Here is an 18,014-nt window from a genome sequence, read left to right as displayed (position 1 = left end):
AGGGAAATTCCGGCCCATGCCGGGATTGGTCGCGGCCCGGGCTGTGCCAGATCAGTGTCAGATCAGTTTCAGGTCGTGGTTCTGGCCAGGCTATCCGCAGCCGCAATGCCCGCCTCCCAGGAGCAACCGCCACGCCGCTCCTGGTCGGCCTGCTGCGCGGCGCGCTGCCAATCGCCATCCTGGGCAATGGAGTCATTGGAAATTGGCCCAACCACCGTCGACAGATCCAGCCCCCTGTACATCGGCAAATCCTGGTCCCGCCCGTCTTTTAGCGCGGCAATTGCCGCGCGCAGCTGGCGGCGGTAGCGGATAATGGCGACATCCGTCTTGCCAAGATGTTCCTGCGTGCGGTCCTGAATGGCGCCCATGCTTTCGACCGCCCATTGGTCATGCACATTGATGTCCAGCCCCATGCCGGTATAGGTCTCGCGCTGCTGCTCCTTGGGGTCAAAGCCGTAATTATTGTGGCGGCCCTTCAGGGGGGCATAGTCTGGCAGGCGGTGTTCCTTGAGGCGCTGTTCGCGCATCAGCGTCTTGTTCACCGGCTGATCAAAGCTGGTGAACATCGAATACCAATAGCAACTCTCATCGTCGATCGGCACATGCCACTGGGTGATGGTCATCTCGCGCGACATCGGGATGCAGATCGCCTCGGGGAAGATCTGGTTGGTGATCCGCACATGGGTACGCCCATCCCCGAGATGCCGCAGCGCGGTGATTTTCAGACCATGGTCCGCCTCCTCCGCAGTGATCTCGGGGCGGGGGAAATCGCGCAGCAGCTTGGTCATCGGGATTTCGGTATCGCCGGCGGTGTCGCGGAACTGCTTGCCATAGGCCTCTGCCGGGTCTTCGTCCTGCAGGAACCGGTGCAGAAAGGAGGCATGCGCCGGGTCGATGCCAACCTCCATCGCCTGTAGCCAGTTGCACTGCCACACCCCCTTGAAGGCAAAGACATGGCTGGTGGGGGCACGGAAACAGTCCAGCGCGGGGAAGTCCGGCGCCTCTCCCGGTCCCATATAGGCCCAGATGATGCCGTTCTTTTCCACCACCGGATAGGCGGTGCTTTGGATCTGCTCATGCATCCGGCTGCCCGCCGGTTCGCCGGGTTGTTCGACACATTGACCGGCGCGATTGAAATGCCAGCCATGGAACGGGCAGCGCAGCCCGTTGTCTTCGAGACGGCCAAAACACATATCCGCGCCGCGATGCGGACAATGGCGCCCGATCAGGCCCAGCTTGCCCTCGCTGTCGCGAAACAGCACCAGATCCTCGCCCAGCAGCCGCACCGGCACCACCGGGCGGGCGCCTTCCAGCTCATCCACCAGGGCCGCCGGTTGCCAGTAGCGCCGCAAAACCTCGCCTGCATCACTGCCTTTGCCAACACGGGTGAGGCTATCGTTCAATTCCTGGCTGATCATGGCTGGCTCTTCCTTTGGCAATGCAAACCGGAGATGCTGGTTTCGCGCTCTTGACTACGTTCGTTAAACGTACTTATGTTGTTAAATACGATCAAGTTTTGTTGTGTGTGCCGACCATTGTCAAGGTCACTGCCCTTAATCAATTTTGACAAGCGACGGGTTATATGACCAAACCAGTACAAGACCGAAATATTTCTTCCAGCTTTGCCAAGGGTCTAGCCGTGCTGGCCGTATTTGATGCCGCCACGCCCAGCATGACCCTGGCCGAGATCGCCCGGCGCACGAATCAGGACCGCGCCACAGCGCGGCGCGGCGCGCTGACCCTGGTGCAGGCGGGATATCTGCGCCAACAGGGACGCATGTTGTCGCTCACCCCCAGGGTTCTGGCCCTGGCTGGCGGCTTTTTGCAGGCCAATCAGTTTGGCCGCCGGGTGCAGCCCGTGCTGAACCAACACGGGCGCAGGCTGGACGCCGAGCTCAGCCTGGCGATATTGGATCAGGGTCGGGTGCTGTTGCTGGCCCAGTCCACCACCGAGCGCGGTCCGGTCACCTATGGCTTTACCGCAGGGGCGCATATCCCGCTGGTGCATACCAGCCTTGGCAGGATGTTGCTGGCCTGCCTGCCCCAGGAGGAAGCCGCCGAGATGCTGCAACACGCGGAGGTGCCGCGACACACAGAGCAATCAATTCTGGACCGGGAGGCGATTTTGCAACAGGTCGCCGAGGCCCGCAGCTGCGGCTACTGCATCACCGACAGCGAGTTTGAACCCGGCATTGTCGGCTATGCGGTGGCGCTGTCACGCCCCGGAAAGACGCCGGTGGTCCTGGGCAGCTCTGCCCCCAGTGGTCTGACACCAAACCACCACCGAGAAGAGCTGTTACAGGGGCTGCAGGTCTGCGCCGCTGAGCTGCGCCAGACCAATGCGGTGGACGATCTCTGATCTCATCAATCTCACACCCCTCCCCTGCACAGCAGACCGGGCACCAGGGAGGGTGTGAGCCTTATCTTTGGGCAGGTTCTCTGGGCCAGGTCCCTGGGCCTCATCTCTGGACTAGTGTTTCGGGGAGGCGTTTGAGATTGCCTCTGGGGTCAGGCCCCGATGCGCCGTTTTCAAAAAAACACGAAGAAAGTTATTCCCCTTGCACCGCTTGGAGCGGCGCCGGGAGACACGCATATTGCTGGAGATCTGCCCCATTGGCAGGCGGTATCGAATAAGGACGCAAAATGAGCCAAAGCAGCTATTTCACCCCCAAAGGCGGCCTTCCCGGCCAGGATCAGCTGCTCACCGGGCGTGCGGTTTTCACCGATGCCTACGCGGTGCTGCCAGGTGGCACCATGCGCGATATCACCACCTCTTTCCTGCCTGGCTGGCACGGCATGCGCATGTGGGTCATCGCCCGGCCCATGACCGGCTTTGCCGAGACCTTCTCGCAGTATATTGTCGAGCTGCAGCCCGGTGGCGGTTCTGACAGCCCCGAAAGTGATGCCACAGCCCAGAGCGGTCTGTTTGTTACCAAAGGCACGCTTTTGCTGACCATAGACGGCACGGCGCATACCCTCAGCCCCGGCAGCTTTGCCTATCTGCCCGCCGGCAGCAGCTGGAGCCTGCACAACAACAGTGAGGCCAATACTGGCACCACTGCCAGCTTCCACTGGATCCGCAAGCGCTGGCAATCCGCCCCTGGTCTCGACAAACCCCGGGCCTTTGTCTGCAATGAGCAGGATATCGCCCCCAATGAAATGCCCGACACCGAGGGACGCTGGGCCACCACCCGGTTTATGGATCCCGATGACATGTCCCACGACATGCATGTCACAATTGTCACCTTCCAGCCCGGCGGCGTCATCCCCTTTGAAGAAACCCATGTGATGGAGCACGGGCTCTATGTGCTTGAGGGTAAGGCGGTCTACCTGCTGAACAAGGACTGGGTCGAGGTCGAATCGGGGGATTTCATGTGGCTGCGCGCCTTCTGCCCCCAGGCCTGCTATGCCGCCGGACCGGGCCCCTTCCGCTATCTGCTGTATAAAGATGTCAACCGCCACATGCCGCTGAGCCTGTAATCAGTAGCCAGCAGTCAGCAGCCACCGGAACCTGTGCAGCCGATGTCTCAGGGGCAGGGCAGAGGGAACAGACTTCAGGCGCAGATCCCGCCCCTTGCTGCGGTCTTTGCCCCAACTGGTCGAGATCGCCATTGCAAAGCGCCGTTGCGACGCTAGGCTGGAGGCAAATGCATTTGCCTGCCGGAGTTGTTCCTGATGACTACCAGTCCCCTGCCCCATACCCTGCCACACACCTTGACCGCAGCCCATACCCTGACCACAGCCCTGGCCGCAGCCCTGTGCCTGACGCTTGCCACCAGCCTGATGCCGACGGGTTCTTTGGCCAACGAGGCCCCTGCGGCAAAACAGGTCACCGTTCTGGGGCGCAACTGGGTTGTCGCCCCTGTGGAACAGTCGCCAGGGCTGTATCGCGCGGTCCGGCTCAACACCGAGCTGCGGCCCAAACGCCCGCCTGCGGTGCTCAGCGCCCGACAGGCGATACGCGCCTTTCGCAGGGCCACCGGCTGCAGAGCCAATCTCAACGCGCTGTATCGCGACATCACCGGTGCCTATTTTGCCACCCTGATCTGTCCCCGCAAGTAACATCACAAATACCACCGCCAGGCGCCGGTCCGATCTTGACCAGCCAAGGTATATCCACTGAACAGATCCCGGTGCACTGCCCTCATCCATGGGGGAACCGGAACGCTAAAGAGTTGCACTCATGAAAATTGCCATCAATGGGTTTGGCCGTATCGGTCGCGCCATTTTGCGCCAGATCCTCACCACGACACGCGGCGATGCGGTAGAGATCGCCCTGATCAATGACATCGCTCCGCTGGATATCTGCGCCTATCTGTTTCAATACGACAGCACCTTTGGCCCCTTCCCCCATGAGGTCAGCCATGGTGACAGCACCCTCCGCGTTCAGGGGCAGGATATCCCGTTTCGCCGTGAGGCCGATCTCACCCGGGTTGATCTGTCGGGGGTCGATGTGGTGCTGGACTGCACCGGTATCGCCCGCAGCTCGGATGTTGCGCAGCGTGGCCTGGCGGCGGGGGCCGCGAAGGTGCTGATCTCAGGTCCCTCGCCCGCCGCAGAGCAAACGGTGGTCTATGGCGCCAATGAGCACCAGCTGGGAGCGGCGCGGATTGTCTCCAACGCCTCCTGCACCACCAATGGGCTGGCGCCGCTGGTCAAACTGGTGGATGAGATCGGCGGCATTGTCAGCGCCCATATGACCACCATCCATTGCTACACCAACTCGCAGCCTATGGTGGATGCCCCCCGCGGCGATTTTGCCCGCTCGCGCGCGGGCGCCCTGTCGATGGTGCCAACCACCTCCTCTGCCACCCATCTGATTGACGAGGTGCTGCCGCATCTCAAAGGCCGGATCAGCGGCGCTGCCGTGCGGGTGCCCACCGCCAGCGTCTCGGCGGTGGATCTGGTGGCACAGCTGCACACCCCAACTGAGGAGCGCCGTTTTATCTCCGCCCTGAAGGCCGGTTGCGCGGCATCCGAGGTGCTGGGCTGGACCGACATGCCACTGGTGTCGTCAGATCTACGGGCACGACCAGAATCCCTGGTGCTTGCCGCACCGGAGATCCGGCTGGTTGGCGACCAGCAAGTCCGGATCTTTGGCTGGTATGATAATGAGTGGGGCTTTTCGGCACGTATGCTGGATGTCGCCCGCCTGATGGCCAGGCAGTAAGAACCCAAAGCCAGGCTCTCCCGCCCGTCGCCACAGCAGCAAAGCTGCAGCGCTCCCGTTGGGCCCGGCGCCGCGCTGATGCGCGGCGCGGCCACGCCCCAGAGAAAAGACAGTTTCTTGCCGCATCCTGGGTCAAGGGCAGCCCTGGCTGCCGCGCGTCAGCGCGGTTTACCCTTGAGGCAGGATGCGGCGCCACAGACTTGAAAGGGTTCTGTAGGGGCAGACCCGCCCCTTCAGAACCTCTCAGCAAAAGAAAAGCGCCGCGCGTCAGCGCGGCGCCAGACCCAACTAAACTGGTCCAATCTTTGATTGGGCCAGTTTGGACGGGAGCCCACCCCTTTTTGGGATTTAAAAGCCCCTACTCTCCGGGCAGGCTGCCACCGCCGTGACCCGCCATGCCACCAGAGACTTCTTCGGTGGCTTCATCCGCCAGTTCTGCGGGCAGGATCAGGTTGAGCACAATTGCAATCAGCGCGGCAGGCAACAGGCCGCTGGTCATCAGCACCTTCAGCGTTCCCGGCAGGTATTGCACCGCCCCCGGCTCCAGTTGCAGACCCAGACCAACCGACAGGGAAATGGCAAAGATCACCATATTGCGCCGGTTCCAGTCCACATCGGACAGCATCGAAATCCCGGCGGCCACAACCATGCCAAACATCACAATGACACCGCCGCCCAGCACCTCAATCGGAATGGTGCGGATGATCGCGCCGACCTTGGGCACCAGACCACAGAGGATCAGGAACAGCGCCCCGATGGTGACCACATGGCGGCTCATCACGCCGGTCATGGCGATCAGCCCGACGTTCTGACTAAACGAGGTATTTGGCAAACCACCAAAGATCCCGGCCACGGCCGAGCCAATACCATCGGCAAAGGTGGCCCCGGAAATTTCCTCCTCCGTGGCCTCCCGCTTGGCGCCACCGCGGGTAATCCCGCTGACATCACCAACGGTCTCCACAGCCGACACAAAGGCCATCAGACAAAAGCCCAGAACCGCCGCAAAGGAGAATTCAAACCCATATTTGAACGGCACCGGCAGGGCAAAACCCGCCGCCCGCGACCAGCTGCCACCAATCGCCTCGACCGTCACCATGCCCATCATCAGCGCGTAGATATAGCCCACAATCAGACCCAAAAGCACCGCCGAAACCGACAGCATGCCGCGGGCAAAAAACTTGAGCCCCAGAGTGACAAAGATCACCACCAAGGCTGCCGACCAATTCAACAAAGAGCCATATTCAGGCGTGCCAATTGCAGGCACCCCGCCGGCCGCATATTGAATGCCAACCTTGACCAGCGCCAGACCAATCATGGTCACCACCAGCCCCGTCACCAGCGGCGGCAGCGCAAAGCGGATCTTGCCAATCACCAGCCCCAGCATGCCATGGAAGATACCGCCAATCAGCACCCCGCCATAGAGCGCCGCCAGGCCATCTACGCCCTTGCCCGCCACCAGCGGGATCATGATCGGCAAAAAGGCAAAGGACGTCCCCTGCACAATCGGCAATGCCGCCCCCACAGGCCCCAGCGTCACGGTCTGCAACAGCGTCGCCACCCCGGCGAACAGCATCGACATCTGGATCAGATAGAGCAGTTCCGGGAAGTCCGGCGAATTGGAGCCAAAGCCAAAGCCTGCCGCCCCCGCCACAATAATCGCCGGCGTGACGTTGGAGACAAACATTGCCAGCACATGCTGGATGCCCAGCGGCACCGCACGCGCCAGCGGTGGAGTGTAATTCGGATCCCGTAATTGCGCGGGTGTTCCTAAAGCGCCATCAGCCATTTTCATATTCCCTCGTTCTGTTGGTTTTCAAGATCGCCACCTTCTTTGGGTGATCCCTCTCGTCGTTGTCAGCTTCGCGCCACCACAAAGGGCGTCTCGAACCAGTGTTCCTGCAGGTTGGCGCTTGCGCCGATGCGGTCCACAACCGCAAAAAGCCCCGGCGCCTGCAAAGGTGTCAGAACCCCGTGCCAGGTACCGCGATGAAAATTCACCGCCTGTCCCGGCTGGGTCTCAAAGGCCAGCGGCCTACCGGGGCGGCCGCCCGCATCCGGCGCCACGATCACCAAAAACCCGTGTTCACTCATCGGAATAAAGGCCTGACTGCCCTCAGGGTGGCGCTCCATCATCTGCAGCGGCATCGGCAAGGCGCGTGGTTCGGCATTGAACAGGCTCAGCCCCGCCCGCCCGTCACTAAAATCCATCTGCGCCAGGTCATGGTAGCGACCACAAAGCCCCTGATTGATGATCTTGTCCGGCTGGCCAGTGGCCTGCAGCAGATCGCCAAAGGGAGCAAACCCCGCAGCACTCATCGGCTGGATCAAGACCCTGTTCTCTGGCGCGTTCATGATGGCACCAGATCGCGCAGGCGGAACTCGGCAATGCGCTCCACCTGTTTGCAGGCCTCGGCAAACTCCTCCGCACGGCTGTTGTCGATGCGCCGTTCAAAGGCCGCCAGGATCGAGGCCTTGTCGTAGTCCCGCACCGCAATGATGAAGGGAAAGCCGTGCTTGTCCACATAGGCGCTGTTGAGCGCGCTAAACCGCTGCCGCTCCGCATCGGTCAGCGCATCCAGCCCGGCGCTGGCCTGCTCCGAGCTGCTCTCGGCTGTCAGCCGTTTCGCCGCCGCCAGTTTCCCCGCCAGATCCGGGTGCGCGGTCAGCACCCCCAGACGCTCCTCCTCGCTGGCAGAGCGGAACATCCGGCACAGGGCATTATGCACGCCCCCTGCGGTGTCATGCGCCGGCCCCAGCTCCAGCCCATGGGCGCGCGCGGCAATCCAGGGCGAGTGCTCAAAGATACCGCCAAAGACCTCGACAAACCGCGCCAGGTCCATCTGGCTGGCGCGCTCCCGGCGCTGATGCGGATGGGTCTTGGCCCAATGGTCGGCAATCTCGATGCGGCGTGGGCACCAGACATGATCAAAGCCCTGAATATATTCAAGAAACTTCTTCAACCCCGCCGCCTTGCCGGGGCGGCCAATCAGCCGACAGTGCAACCCGATGCTCATCATCTTGGGCGCACCATTTGCCCCCTCAGCATAGAGCAGATCAAAGGCGTCTTTCAGATACTGAAAGAACTGCTCGCCGGTGATATAGCCCGGTGCGGTGGCAAAGCGCATATCGTTTGCCTCCAGCGTATAGGGGATCACCAGCTGGTCGCGGGCACCGACCTCCAGCCAATAGGGCAGATCGTCATCATAGGTGTCCGAGACATAGTCAAAGCCGCCCTCCTCTGCCACCAGCCGCAGCGTATTGGCGCTGCAGCGGCCCGTGTACCAGCCGCGCGGCCGCTCCCCGACCACTTCGGTATGCAGCCGCACCGCCTCGGCAATGGCGGCGCGCTCGTCTTCCGGGGCCATATCTTTGTGCTCGACCCACTTCAGACCATGGCTGGCGATCTCCCAGCCTGCGGATTTCATCGCCGCCACCTGATCCGGCGAGCGCGCCAGCGCCGTCGCCACGCCATAGATTGTCAGCGGGACAGCCGCAGCGGTGAACATGTCATGCAGCCGCCAGAACCCAGCCCGGGCGCCATACTCATAGATCGATTCCATATTCCAGTGCCGTTGCCCCGGCCAGGGCGCGGCCCCGGCAATATCGGACAAAAAGGCCTCGGACGCGGCGTCGCCATGCAGGGTGCAATTCTCGCCCCCCTCCTCGTAGTTCAGCACAAATTGCACCGCCACCCGGGCCGCCCCCGGCCAGGCCGCATCTGGTGCCTGTGCCCCGTAGCCAATCATATTGCGCGGATATCTGTTCATGCGCTGCGTCTCTTCCCTGATCTCTGTCCACCGCTGCAGCGTCCAAGACGGCAAAACGGCCTGTTCTCTCTTGCTATTGTAAAAGACGCGGCTTCTTTTTCAAATATTCCCGAATACACTGTCAAAGCAGCGGTGTTTGCAGCAAAATCCATAGTCATGCAGGAAAATGCAGCACATGTCTCACGGAGCGCCTCTGAAATGACCGGATATCTGACCACCCATGTTCTGGACACCGCCCAGGGCAGCCCTGCCGCCAACCTGCCCATCACCCTCTACCGCATCGACGGCGACAGCCGCCACAAGCTGGCCCAGATGAGTACCAATGCCGATGGGCGCACCGACAGCCCCATCCTGCCCCAGGACCAGTTCACCCCCGGCACCTACGAGCTGGTGTTTGACACCGGCGCCTATCTGCGCGCCAGCGGCCAGGCCGGCGCCGAGCCGCTGTTTCTCGATCAGGTGCCCATTCGCTTTGGTATCAGTGACGCAGAGGCCCATTATCACGTGCCCCTGCTGCTCTCACCCTTTGGCTATTCCACCTACCGTGGCAGCTGACCCCGGCGCCTGGGCTCCCTGCCCCTGTTGTGGTCGGGTCCCTGTTGTGGTCGGGTCAAGGGCGGCGCAGCCGCCGGGCTCTGCCCGGTTTACCCTTGAGGTGGGCACAACAGCATTAAACTCGACAGGGCGTCTTCAGGGGCAGACTGCCTCCTGAAGCGCTTCTCAGCACATCTTCTTTCTTGATCTTTTTGCGCCACAACATCCTCCCGCATCCAGCAACATCCACCGGATGTCACCAACCGCGCCGCGACAGCGGCGCCGGGCCCAAGGCCGGGGCGGGCCCGTCAGGGCATGTCCCGGGGGCGGGAGCCCCCCCCTATAAACCTGGGCGGGAGCCCCCCCATTAATCAATCTGAGCGGGAGCTCCGCCCTTATTAAACAGTTGGCGGGAGCCCCCCTTTTGCTTCAACAGGCGGGAGCCTCGCCCTTTTTTTGGCATCGCGACGTTAGTTTTCGCCTGGCGCGCAAATGGCAACAGATGCCTCAGCGGCGCGCACCGAGGCACCCATGCGCTGGGTCATAAAATCCATAAACAACCGTGTCTTTGGGTCCTGGTGGCGGCGATGCGTATAAAGACAGGCCATCTGCACCGGCACCGGCGGGGTCTGCTCCGCCACTGCAACCAGCGCCCCCGAGATCAGATGCTCCGCCACCTCAAACACCGGCTTCAGCGCAATTCCCTCCCCGGCCAGCGCCCAGTCTGTCAGCACATCCCCATCATCACATTCATAGCGCCCCGACACCGCAAAGCGTTTCGGCCCGTCTTCACTTTGCAACATCCACTGAAACTCGCTGGCGCCGGGATAGCGCAGGTTCAGACAATTGTGACTGCCGCCCACCAGATCCGCCCCCCCCGCAGGATTGCCATGGCGCGCAACATAGTCCGGCGCCGCACAAAGCACCCGCTGGCAATCGGCGATCTTGCGAATGCGCAGGTTGCTGTCCTCCGGCTGGCCCAGAAAGAATGCCAGATCCAGCCCTTCGGTGGTCAGGTCCACCGTTCGGTCCGACATCCGCAGGCGCATATTGATCTCTGGATACTGCGCCAGAAAGGCTGGCACCTCGGGCGCCACCAGCCGCCGGCCTGCCCCCAGGGGCGCGGCCACAAACAGGGTGCCACGCGGCGTATCGGTCAGATGCATCACCTGCGCCTCGGCCTGATCCACCGCCTCCAGCACCGAAACCGCACCGGTATAAAACGCCTGGCCCTGTTCGGTTGCGGTTAGATTGCGGGTGGTGCGCTGGAACAGGCGCACCCCGAGGTAATCCTCCAGCTGCGAAATCCGCGCCGAAGTCACCGCCGGAGAGACCCGCAGATCCCGCCCCGCCGCCGACATCGAGCCCAGCTCATAGACACGCACAAAGGTTCGGATATTGTCGAGATAAGACATGGCGCCCCCGGTTGCCTCGCGGCATTCTTCTTGTTTTTTTGATACAGCTTGGAAGTTTACTGGAATACCGAATAAAGAGGAGCTTGCCTAGGGTGGCGCCGGGGGAAATCCTGAACAAATCACGGCGCAGAACAAAGACGACACCACACAGAGGGTATGAGGGCACGGCATGTATGAAATTCTGATGATGTGGGATTGGCTGGGCTTTGCCATTCGCTGGCTGCATGTAATCACTGCAATGGCCTGGATTGGCTCTTCTTTCTATTTCATTGCCCTGGATCTGGGCCTGCGCAAGGCGCCCAATCTGCCGGTTGGTGCCCATGGTGAGGAATGGCAGGTGCATGGCGGTGGGTTTTACCACATCCGCAAATATCTGGTGGCCCCGGCTGAAATGCCAGAGCATCTGATCTGGTTCAAATGGGAAAGCTACACCAACTGGCTGTCGGGCTTTGCGCTGCTGATGGTGGTTTATTGGGTGGGCGGAGAGCTCTATCTGATTGATCAGGCCAAGGCGGAGCTGACGCTCTGGCAGGGCATCGCCATCTCGGCCGCCTCCCTGTCGGTTGGCTGGCTGATTTATGATCGCCTGTGCAAATCCGGCCTGGCCGCGCGCCCCACCCTGTTGATGGTGCTGCTGTTTGGACTGCTGGTGGTGATGGGCTATGGGCTCAACCAGGTCTTTACCGGTCGCGCAATGATGCTGCATCTTGGTGCCTTTACCGCCACCATCATGACCGCCAATGTGTTTTTCATCATCATGCCAAACCAGCGCATCGTGGTGGCGGACCTGCAGGCGGGGCGCACCCCGGATGCCAAATATGGCAAGATCGCCAAGCTGCGCTCGACCCATAACAACTACCTCACCCTGCCGGTGATCTTCCTGATGCTGTCAAACCACTACCCGCTGGCCTTTGCCTCTGATTACAACTGGTTGATCGCGGCACTGGTGTTCCTGATGGGGGTTACCATCCGGCACTATTTCAACACCAAACATGCCGGCACCGGCAATCCAACCTGGACCTGGCTGGCCACGGTCTTGTTGTTCCTGGGGGTGATCATTCTCTCCACTCTGGGGCTGGAGCACCAGGGCGAGGAGGCGGACAACAGCGCCGCGCTGACCGGAACGGCGCTGAAAATGGCACAGGCCGATGGCTTTGAAGAGGTGCATGAGATCGTCCTGGGCCGCTGCAGCATGTGCCACTCCCGCGAGCCCTTCTGGGATGGCATCCGCACCGCCCCCAAGGCGGTTCTGCTGGAAACCGAAGCCGATTTGGCCCGCCAGGCCAAGGCGGTGTTCCTGCATGCCGGCCTGACCGATGCCATGCCCCCCGCCAATGTCACCTTTATGGAGCCAGAGGATCGCGCCGCAATCCGGCGCTGGTTCACCAAGGCCGGCATGTAGCCTGCCTCGCCTATTGGCTCCCCCGCAGTTCGCCAGCCCCCTACGGTTCGCCTGCACTCACAGTTCGCCTGCGCTCATATTGCGCCGCCCCCTTCATGTCGGCTGCCTTCACATGCCAAGGGCTCAGGGCTGCGGCCAGCCCAGATGCGCGGCTTCCTGCCCGCCTCGCCGAACTTTTCTCCAATCCCGTTTGAGACCGCTTTACCTCCCGCCGCTCTGTGCTAGGGTCGCAAAGATATCCTGAGTGGCCGTTCTGCCTGCTGCCACGTGACCGGGATGTCTGTTCTGCGCCCAATTTCTGCACGCTGCCCGGAGTGCCCATGTTTTTCAATTTGCCCGTGCGCTCTGCCCCCCAAAGGGCCCTGCGCGCAGCCGCTCTGGGTCTGTGTGTGACAACCGCCCTGCTGCCAACTGCGGGCAGCAGCGCCGAAGCGCAACTCTCTGCTCCCGGTGCCTCGGATGCGCTGACCCAGCGATTGCAAGGCGCCTCCAGCGTCCTTGGGGCGGATCCGCAAGTCGACGCGCAGGAACTGCTGGCTGCCGCCCTGTCGGACTATCGAACCCTGGTGCAGGTGCTCTATGACGCCGGGCATTTTGCGCCGCAGGTCAATATCCGCCTCGACGGGCAAGAGGCCGCCCGCATTGAGCCGCTGAACGCGCCGCGCCAGATCAATCAGGTGCGCATCACCGTGATCCCCGGCCCCAGCTTTCGCTTTTCCCGCGCCGAGATCACCCCCTGGCCCACCAATAGCACTGTTGAACGCCCCGCCGGTTTTGCCACCGGCCAGCCCGCCACCACCGGGGTTCTGCGCGATGCCAGTGCGGCCGGGCTTTTGGCCTGGCGCCGTGCCGGCCACCCAAAGGCCCGTCTGGCGCAGCAAGCGATCACCGCCAATCATCGCGCCAATACCCTGGACGCCCGCCTGACCATGGCCCCCGGCGCGCAGTTGCGGTTTGGCGCGCTGCGGCTGGTGACCCCCAGCGCCGTGCGCGCCGAGGCGATCCAGCGCATCGCCAGCCTGCCAACCGGCGAAGTCTATCACCCGGATCTTGTGGCCAAATCCGCCACCCGGCTGCGCCGCACCGGCGCCTTTTCCTCTGTCACCCTGCGCGCCGAGGAACAGCCCAACCCGGATGGCACGCTTGACTATATCGCCACCGTCGAGGACATGCCGCCGCGCCGGCTGACCTTTGGCGCCGAGCTCAGCTCCTCTGACGGGATAGAGGTCACCGCCACCTGGATGCATCGCAATCTGTTTGGTGGCGCTGAAAAGCTGCGCTTTGAAACCCGGCTCAGCGGGCTGGGCAGCAGCAATGACATCGACGGGCGCATCGCCCTGCGTCTGGACCAACCGGCCTCGCTGGGGCCGGATGACAATCTGTTCTACCTTGTTGAGGCCGAACGGCTGGACGAGGAGCATTACACCGCCACCCAAGCGCGGGGCGGCATTGGTCTGCGCCGGGTCTATTCCGACCAGCTGTTTGCCGAAGCCGGCTTTGGCTTTAACACAATCCTGGCCGAGGATGCCTTTGGCAAACGCCGCTTTAAATATATCGCCGGATTTCTGCGGGCGGAATATGACCGGCGCAACAGCCGGGTGGATGCCACCAGCGGCTATTTCATCAACGCCCGCCTCACCCCTTTCCTCGGGCTCGACGGCACCGACGATGGGCTGCAGGTCAAGCTTGACGGGAGAATTTACCACGGGCTGGGCGGCAGTGATCGTCTGGTTCTTGCCGGTCGCGCCCAGCTTGGCTCGGTGATTGGCCCCTCGCTGAGCAATGCCTCCCCGACGCTGCTGTTTTTCTCTGGCGGCGCCGGATCCGTACGCGGCCATGAATACCAGTCCCTGGGCGTGCCGGTGGGCGCCAATTCCGCCGGTGGGCGTGGCTATCTGGCGCTTTCGGGTGAATTGCGCGGCAAGATCACTGACAAACTCTCGCTGGTAGGCTTTTTTGACATTGGCTATGTCGACAGCGATGCCTTTGTCTCCAGCACGTCGCAAAGCCATTCAGGCGCCGGGTTTGGCCTGCGCTATGATGTGGCCGGGATCGGGCCGCTGCGGGTGGATTTCGCCTATCCGGTGGATGGTGGCACCGAGGATGGATTGCAGTTCTACATCGGTATAGGGCAGGCTTTTTGATGCGCGCTCCCGGTCTGTTCCCCGCCGCTCTGCTGGCCAGCTCTGCGCTCTCGCTATCCCTGGTCTCGCCTCTGATCTCGCCTCTGGCAGCGCAGGAAACCGCGCCCGAGCCCAGCTATCTCGAGAGTTTTCTTGAAGAGACCCTGTCTGCGGAAAACCAATACATCACCGTGACCGGTCTGAACGGTGCCTTTTCCTCGCAGGCGGTGATCGACGAGATCACCGTCGCCGATGCCGAGGGCGTCTGGCTGCGGCTGCGCGGCGCCGAGCTGGACTGGAACCGGCTGGCGCTGCTGCGCGGAAATTTGTCGATCAATCACCTGAAGGCGGCGGAAATCACCGTGCTGCGGCAGCCAAAGCCGCTGCCGCCGGATCCCAGCCTGCCCGCGCCTGAGGCCACGCCCTTTCAATTGCCGGACCTGCCAGTCGCGATCGAGCTGGGAGAGATCAGCATCGCCCATATCCTGCTGGATGAATCGCTGTTTGGCTTTGCCGCCAGCCTCAACCTGCAGGGGGGCTTGAAACTGGCCGAGGGCAGTCTGGCAACCCAGCTCAAGGTGAACCGGCTCGACAAACCCGGTGACCGGCTGAGCCTAGAGGCCGGATATGCCAGGGACAGCCGCCAGATCACCCTTGATCTGGCGCTACAAGAAGCCTCAGGAGGCCTGATCGCCACCGCTTTGGCGCTGCCTGCGGCCCCCAGCCTGCAGCTCGACATAAAGGGCACCGGCCCGGTTGAAGATTTCACCGCCCAGATTGCCCTGTCCTCCAACGGCAGCAACCGGCTGTCGGGCCGTGTTGAACTGGCAGCGCTGGCGGATGCAACCGATGCCGGAACAGACGACACAAGGGACACCGCCGCAGCGGCTGGCATCGCCTTCGCTGCCGATCTTGGCGGCGATATCGACGCCTTGCTGCTGCCGGACTATCGCCCCTTCTTTGGGCCGGGCCTGCAAATGACCCTGCGGGGCAGCACCTCCTCCACGGCGGGGCTGGCGCTGGACAGTTTTGCCCTGCGCAGCCAGGCCCTGCGGCTCACCGGGGCGCTGGCCCTGACACCCGCAGGACTGCTGGACACCGCCAATATCCGCGCCGCGATCACGCCGCCCCCCGGGCAGGCCGCAGTCATCCTGCCCCTGCCCGGCGCCGACACCACCCTTGCAGGCACAGAAATCCTGGCGCAGAAAACCAGCGATGGCCCCTGGTCCGTGAGTGCCGAACTGACCCAGCTCAGCCATCCTCAGGCGCTGATCAAAACCGGGGTGATTACCGCCAAGGGACAGCTGTCGCTGGATGAGACCGGTGCGCAGCAGCTCGACGGGGATATCGCTGCAGACCTTCAGGGGTTGAAACTGCGCGATCCGGCCCTGGCCCAGGCAGCGGGGAGCGAAATTTCCCTGTCCAGCCATCTGACCACGCAGGGCGGCGCGGCGGCATTCACCCTGCAAAATCTGCTGTTGCAGGGGCAGGACTACCAGGCCAGCGGAGATCTGGGCTTTGAGGGGCTGGAAAGCGGCTTGAAGGTCACTGGCGACCTGCGCATCGGCGCCGGCAATTTGCAGCGGTTTTCTGCCCTGGCAGGGCAGCCCCTGTCGGGCGCGGTGCAAAGCCAGATCAAGGGCTCGCTCACGCCGCTGTCCGGTGCCTTCGCGGCTGATCTGGCGCTGCAAGGCCAGGGAGTCTCTGCCGGGATTGCCCTTGTTGACCAGCTGACCGAGGGCAATCTGGCGCTGACCTTCAAGGGCGCGCGCGGTGCCGATGGGCTGGACATCGACAGGTTCACACTGCTGGGCGGGCAAATTTCAGCCGAGGCCAGCGGCAGCTTGGACAGTCGCGCCGGCAGCCTGCATCTGCGGGCGGGGCTCAAGGATCTCAACCCACTGGTGCCGCAGGTCTCTGGGGCGCTGACCCTGGAGGGCGACCTGGCCCGAAGCGGCGACAGCCTGACGGGGCAGCTACAGCTCAAGGGGCCACATGCCTCCTTTGCCCAGCTCCAGGGCAGTGCCCAGCTGGACGGCGCGGCAGATGTCACCTTTGAGGCCTCTCTGGAAGAAATGCAGCGCTTCGTTCCCGAACTGCCGGGCAGGCTCAGCGCGACGGGAAAGGCGCAACGCCGCGATGGGCGCTGGCAGATCACCAGTGATGCCAAGGCGCCTTCGGGTGCCGCGGCGCACCTCGCTGGCAGCTTTGACGAGCGCAGCGGACAGGCGGATATCACCGCCAAGGGGCAGGCCCGGCTGGAGGGGGCCAACCCCTTTATCACCCCAAATCTGCTGAGCGGCACTGCCGCCTTTGATCTGGCATTAAAAGGCGCGCCCGCGCTCGCGGCCCTGACGGGCAGCATCACCACGCGCGGCGCCGCGATGGCGCTGCCCGCTGCGGCCCAGCGGCTTGATGATATCAACGCAACTGTCACGCTACGGGATGCACGGGCGCAGCTTCAGGTCTCGGCCCGCCCGCGCGATGGCGGCGCGCTGCAACTGACCGGGCCAATGGCCCTGACGCCCCCCTTTGATGCTTCGCTCAAGATTGGCATCTCGGATGTCACGCTGAGCGATCATCTGAGCTATGAAACCCTGCTGAACGGCGCGCTGACCTTCAATGGGCCGCTGGCCGGCAACAGCAATTTGAGCGGTCGGATTGATATCGGCGAAAGCAATATCAACCTCAACACCGCCGGGGGGGCGATCTCGGCGGCGCCAATCCCGCCAATCCGCCACATCGGCGAAACCCGCGCGGTACGGCTGACCCGCGCCCGCGCCGGGCTGATCCAAACCGCCGCCAGCACGGGTTCCAGCAGCAACATCAACCTGGATCTGCTGATTGACGCGCCCAACCGCATCTTTGCCCGGGGCCGTGGGCTCAATGCCGAACTGGGCGGCCGCATCCAGCTGCGCGGCAGCACCGCCGCCCTGGCGCCTTCCGGGCAGATCAGCCTGAAGCGTGGCACCTTTGATATCCTCGGGCGGCGCCTGGAGCTGGACGAAGGCCGCATCACCCTGTTGGGGGATCTGAAACCCCATCTGGAGTTTCGCTCCTCTGCCAGTACCGCCAGCGGCTCCGCCACGCTGGAGATCGAAGGCCCGCTGGACGCGCCGCAAATCAAGGTCACCTCGGACCCGCCCCGCCCCAGCGAAGAGGCCCTGGCGCTGCTGCTGTTTGGCGACAACCTGGATGATCTGTCCCCCCTGGCACTGGCCCGGCTGGCCAAATCCGCTCTGGATCTCAGCGGACGCGGGCTGGGCAACCAAAGCCGCCTGCGGGAGGCAACCGGCGCTGACAATGTGGAGGTGGGTCTCGACAATATCGGCTCGGGGCTGCTGGGGCTTGGGGGCTATATCGGCGAGAAGGCCTATACCGATTTCAACGTCAACACCGAGGGCGACAGTGAGCTGAGCATCAACATCGACCTCACCGAGTCCGTCACCGTGACCGGCACTGTCGACAGTGAAGGCGAAAGCGGTTTTGGCCTGTTTTTCAAACGGGATTACTGATTTTCTGACGCCCGCAGCCCCCATGCCATCAGCGCTCCGTCCCGGCGGCGCAATTTCGACACATGTCTTCACTAGGCCTGCAAATGCT

The 18,014-nt window shown here is 62.8% G+C and carries 13 protein-coding genes; 8 read left to right on the top strand and 5 right to left on the bottom strand.

The window, feature by feature from the left end:
• Positions 1-68 precede the first annotated feature (68 nt).
• Positions 69-1,418 carry an aromatic ring-hydroxylating dioxygenase subunit alpha gene (locus tag ARCT_RS25555; RefSeq protein WP_036784517.1) on the bottom strand — a complete coding sequence of 450 codons (1,350 nt, stop codon included), beginning with the start codon at positions 1,416-1,418 and terminating at the stop codon, positions 69-71.
• 164 nt (positions 1,419-1,582) lie between these two features.
• Here ARCT_RS25555 and ARCT_RS0106330 point away from each other — a divergent pair, with 164 nt between their 5' ends.
• From ARCT_RS0106330 to ARCT_RS0106310, 4 genes are all read left to right on the top strand, one after another.
• Entirely contained in the window at positions 1,583-2,359 is a 777-nt protein-coding gene (locus tag ARCT_RS0106330) for an IclR family transcriptional regulator (protein WP_027239304.1), read from the top strand.
• 284 nt (positions 2,360-2,643) lie between these two features.
• A complete protein-coding gene (locus ARCT_RS0106325; protein ID WP_027239303.1) occupies positions 2,644-3,480 on the top strand; it encodes a bifunctional allantoicase/(S)-ureidoglycine aminohydrolase in 837 nt (278 codons plus the stop codon).
• A gap of 195 nt (positions 3,481-3,675) precedes the next feature.
• Positions 3,676-4,062 carry a hypothetical protein gene (locus tag ARCT_RS0106315; protein WP_027239302.1) on the top strand — a complete coding sequence of 129 codons (387 nt, stop codon included), beginning with the start codon at positions 3,676-3,678 and terminating at the stop codon, positions 4,060-4,062.
• Positions 4,063-4,183: 121 nt separating this feature from the next.
• Positions 4,184-5,170 carry a type I glyceraldehyde-3-phosphate dehydrogenase gene (locus ARCT_RS0106310; RefSeq protein WP_027239301.1) on the top strand — a complete coding sequence of 329 codons (987 nt, stop codon included), beginning with the start codon at positions 4,184-4,186 and terminating at the stop codon, positions 5,168-5,170.
• 358 nt (positions 5,171-5,528) lie between these two features.
• Here ARCT_RS0106310 and ARCT_RS0106305 read toward each other — a convergent pair whose 3' ends face one another.
• From ARCT_RS0106305 to puuE, 3 genes are all read right to left on the bottom strand, one after another.
• On the bottom strand, positions 5,529-6,956 hold the full coding sequence (locus ARCT_RS0106305; protein WP_027239300.1) for a uracil-xanthine permease family protein: 1,428 nt from the start codon (positions 6,954-6,956) through the stop codon (positions 5,529-5,531).
• Positions 6,957-7,024: 68 nt separating this feature from the next.
• Complete coding sequence (locus tag ARCT_RS0106300) at positions 7,025-7,522, bottom strand: ureidoglycolate lyase (RefSeq protein ID WP_027239299.1); 498 nt, start codon at positions 7,520-7,522, stop codon at positions 7,025-7,027.
• Positions 7,519-8,937 (bottom strand): allantoinase PuuE, encoded by a 1,419-nt coding sequence (gene puuE / locus ARCT_RS0106295; protein WP_027239298.1) that lies wholly within the window; start codon positions 8,935-8,937, stop codon positions 7,519-7,521. The genes ARCT_RS0106300 and puuE overlap by 4 nt, the downstream gene beginning before the upstream one ends.
• A gap of 198 nt (positions 8,938-9,135) precedes the next feature.
• Between puuE and uraH the strand changes: the two genes are divergently transcribed.
• Entirely contained in the window at positions 9,136-9,492 is a 357-nt protein-coding gene (gene uraH / locus ARCT_RS0106290; protein ID WP_027239297.1) for a hydroxyisourate hydrolase, read from the top strand.
• Positions 9,493-9,941: 449 nt separating this feature from the next.
• On the opposite strand, the gene ARCT_RS0106285 is transcribed toward uraH, so the two are convergent.
• Positions 9,942-10,886, bottom strand: a complete 945-nt coding sequence (locus ARCT_RS0106285) for a LysR family transcriptional regulator (RefSeq protein ID WP_027239296.1) — start codon at positions 10,884-10,886, stop codon at positions 9,942-9,944.
• Positions 10,887-11,055: 169 nt separating this feature from the next.
• On the opposite strand from ARCT_RS0106285, the gene ARCT_RS0106280 reads away from it, so the two are divergent.
• From ARCT_RS0106280 to ARCT_RS0106270, 3 genes are all read left to right on the top strand, one after another.
• Positions 11,056-12,288 (top strand): urate hydroxylase PuuD, encoded by a 1,233-nt coding sequence (locus tag ARCT_RS0106280; RefSeq protein ID WP_027239295.1) that lies wholly within the window; start codon positions 11,056-11,058, stop codon positions 12,286-12,288.
• Between the two features lie 320 nt (positions 12,289-12,608).
• A complete protein-coding gene (locus ARCT_RS0106275; protein ID WP_027239294.1) occupies positions 12,609-14,432 on the top strand; it encodes an autotransporter assembly complex protein TamA in 1,824 nt (607 codons plus the stop codon).
• Positions 14,432-17,926, top strand: a complete 3,495-nt coding sequence (locus ARCT_RS0106270; RefSeq protein ID WP_027239293.1) for a translocation/assembly module TamB domain-containing protein — start codon at positions 14,432-14,434, stop codon at positions 17,924-17,926. Before ARCT_RS0106275 ends, ARCT_RS0106270 begins: the two co-directional genes overlap by 1 nt.
• The last annotated feature ends 88 nt before the right edge of the window (positions 17,927-18,014 follow it).

Source organism: Pseudophaeobacter arcticus DSM 23566 (assembly GCF_000473205.1).
Classification (GTDB): domain Bacteria; phylum Pseudomonadota; class Alphaproteobacteria; order Rhodobacterales; family Rhodobacteraceae; genus Pseudophaeobacter; species Pseudophaeobacter arcticus.
Note: the sequence above shows the minus strand (reverse complement) of the source record. Positions and strands in the feature narration are given on the sequence as shown.

Excerpts from the sequence above, each read along its gene's own strand:
- ARCT_RS25555 (WP_036784517.1), bottom strand. The coding sequence starts at position 1,418 with ATGATCAGCCAGGAATTGAACGATAGCCTCACCCGTGTTGGCAAAGGC.
- ARCT_RS0106330 (WP_027239304.1), top strand. The coding sequence starts at position 1,583 with ATGACCAAACCAGTACAAGACCGAAATATTTCTTCCAGCTTTGCCAAG.
- ARCT_RS0106325 (WP_027239303.1), top strand. The coding sequence starts at position 2,644 with ATGAGCCAAAGCAGCTATTTCACCCCCAAAGGCGGCCTTCCCGGCCAG.
- ARCT_RS0106315 (WP_027239302.1), top strand. The coding sequence starts at position 3,676 with ATGACTACCAGTCCCCTGCCCCATACCCTGCCACACACCTTGACCGCA.
- ARCT_RS0106310 (WP_027239301.1), top strand. The coding sequence starts at position 4,184 with ATGAAAATTGCCATCAATGGGTTTGGCCGTATCGGTCGCGCCATTTTG.
- ARCT_RS0106305 (WP_027239300.1), bottom strand. The coding sequence starts at position 6,956 with ATGGCTGATGGCGCTTTAGGAACACCCGCGCAATTACGGGATCCGAAT.
- ARCT_RS0106300 (WP_027239299.1), bottom strand. The coding sequence starts at position 7,522 with ATGAACGCGCCAGAGAACAGGGTCTTGATCCAGCCGATGAGTGCTGCG.
- puuE (WP_027239298.1), bottom strand. The coding sequence starts at position 8,937 with ATGAACAGATATCCGCGCAATATGATTGGCTACGGGGCACAGGCACCA.
- uraH (WP_027239297.1), top strand. The coding sequence starts at position 9,136 with ATGACCGGATATCTGACCACCCATGTTCTGGACACCGCCCAGGGCAGC.
- ARCT_RS0106285 (WP_027239296.1), bottom strand. The coding sequence starts at position 10,886 with ATGTCTTATCTCGACAATATCCGAACCTTTGTGCGTGTCTATGAGCTG.
- ARCT_RS0106280 (WP_027239295.1), top strand. The coding sequence starts at position 11,056 with ATGTATGAAATTCTGATGATGTGGGATTGGCTGGGCTTTGCCATTCGC.
- ARCT_RS0106275 (WP_027239294.1), top strand. The coding sequence starts at position 12,609 with ATGTTTTTCAATTTGCCCGTGCGCTCTGCCCCCCAAAGGGCCCTGCGC.
- ARCT_RS0106270 (WP_027239293.1), top strand. The coding sequence starts at position 14,432 with ATGCGCGCTCCCGGTCTGTTCCCCGCCGCTCTGCTGGCCAGCTCTGCG.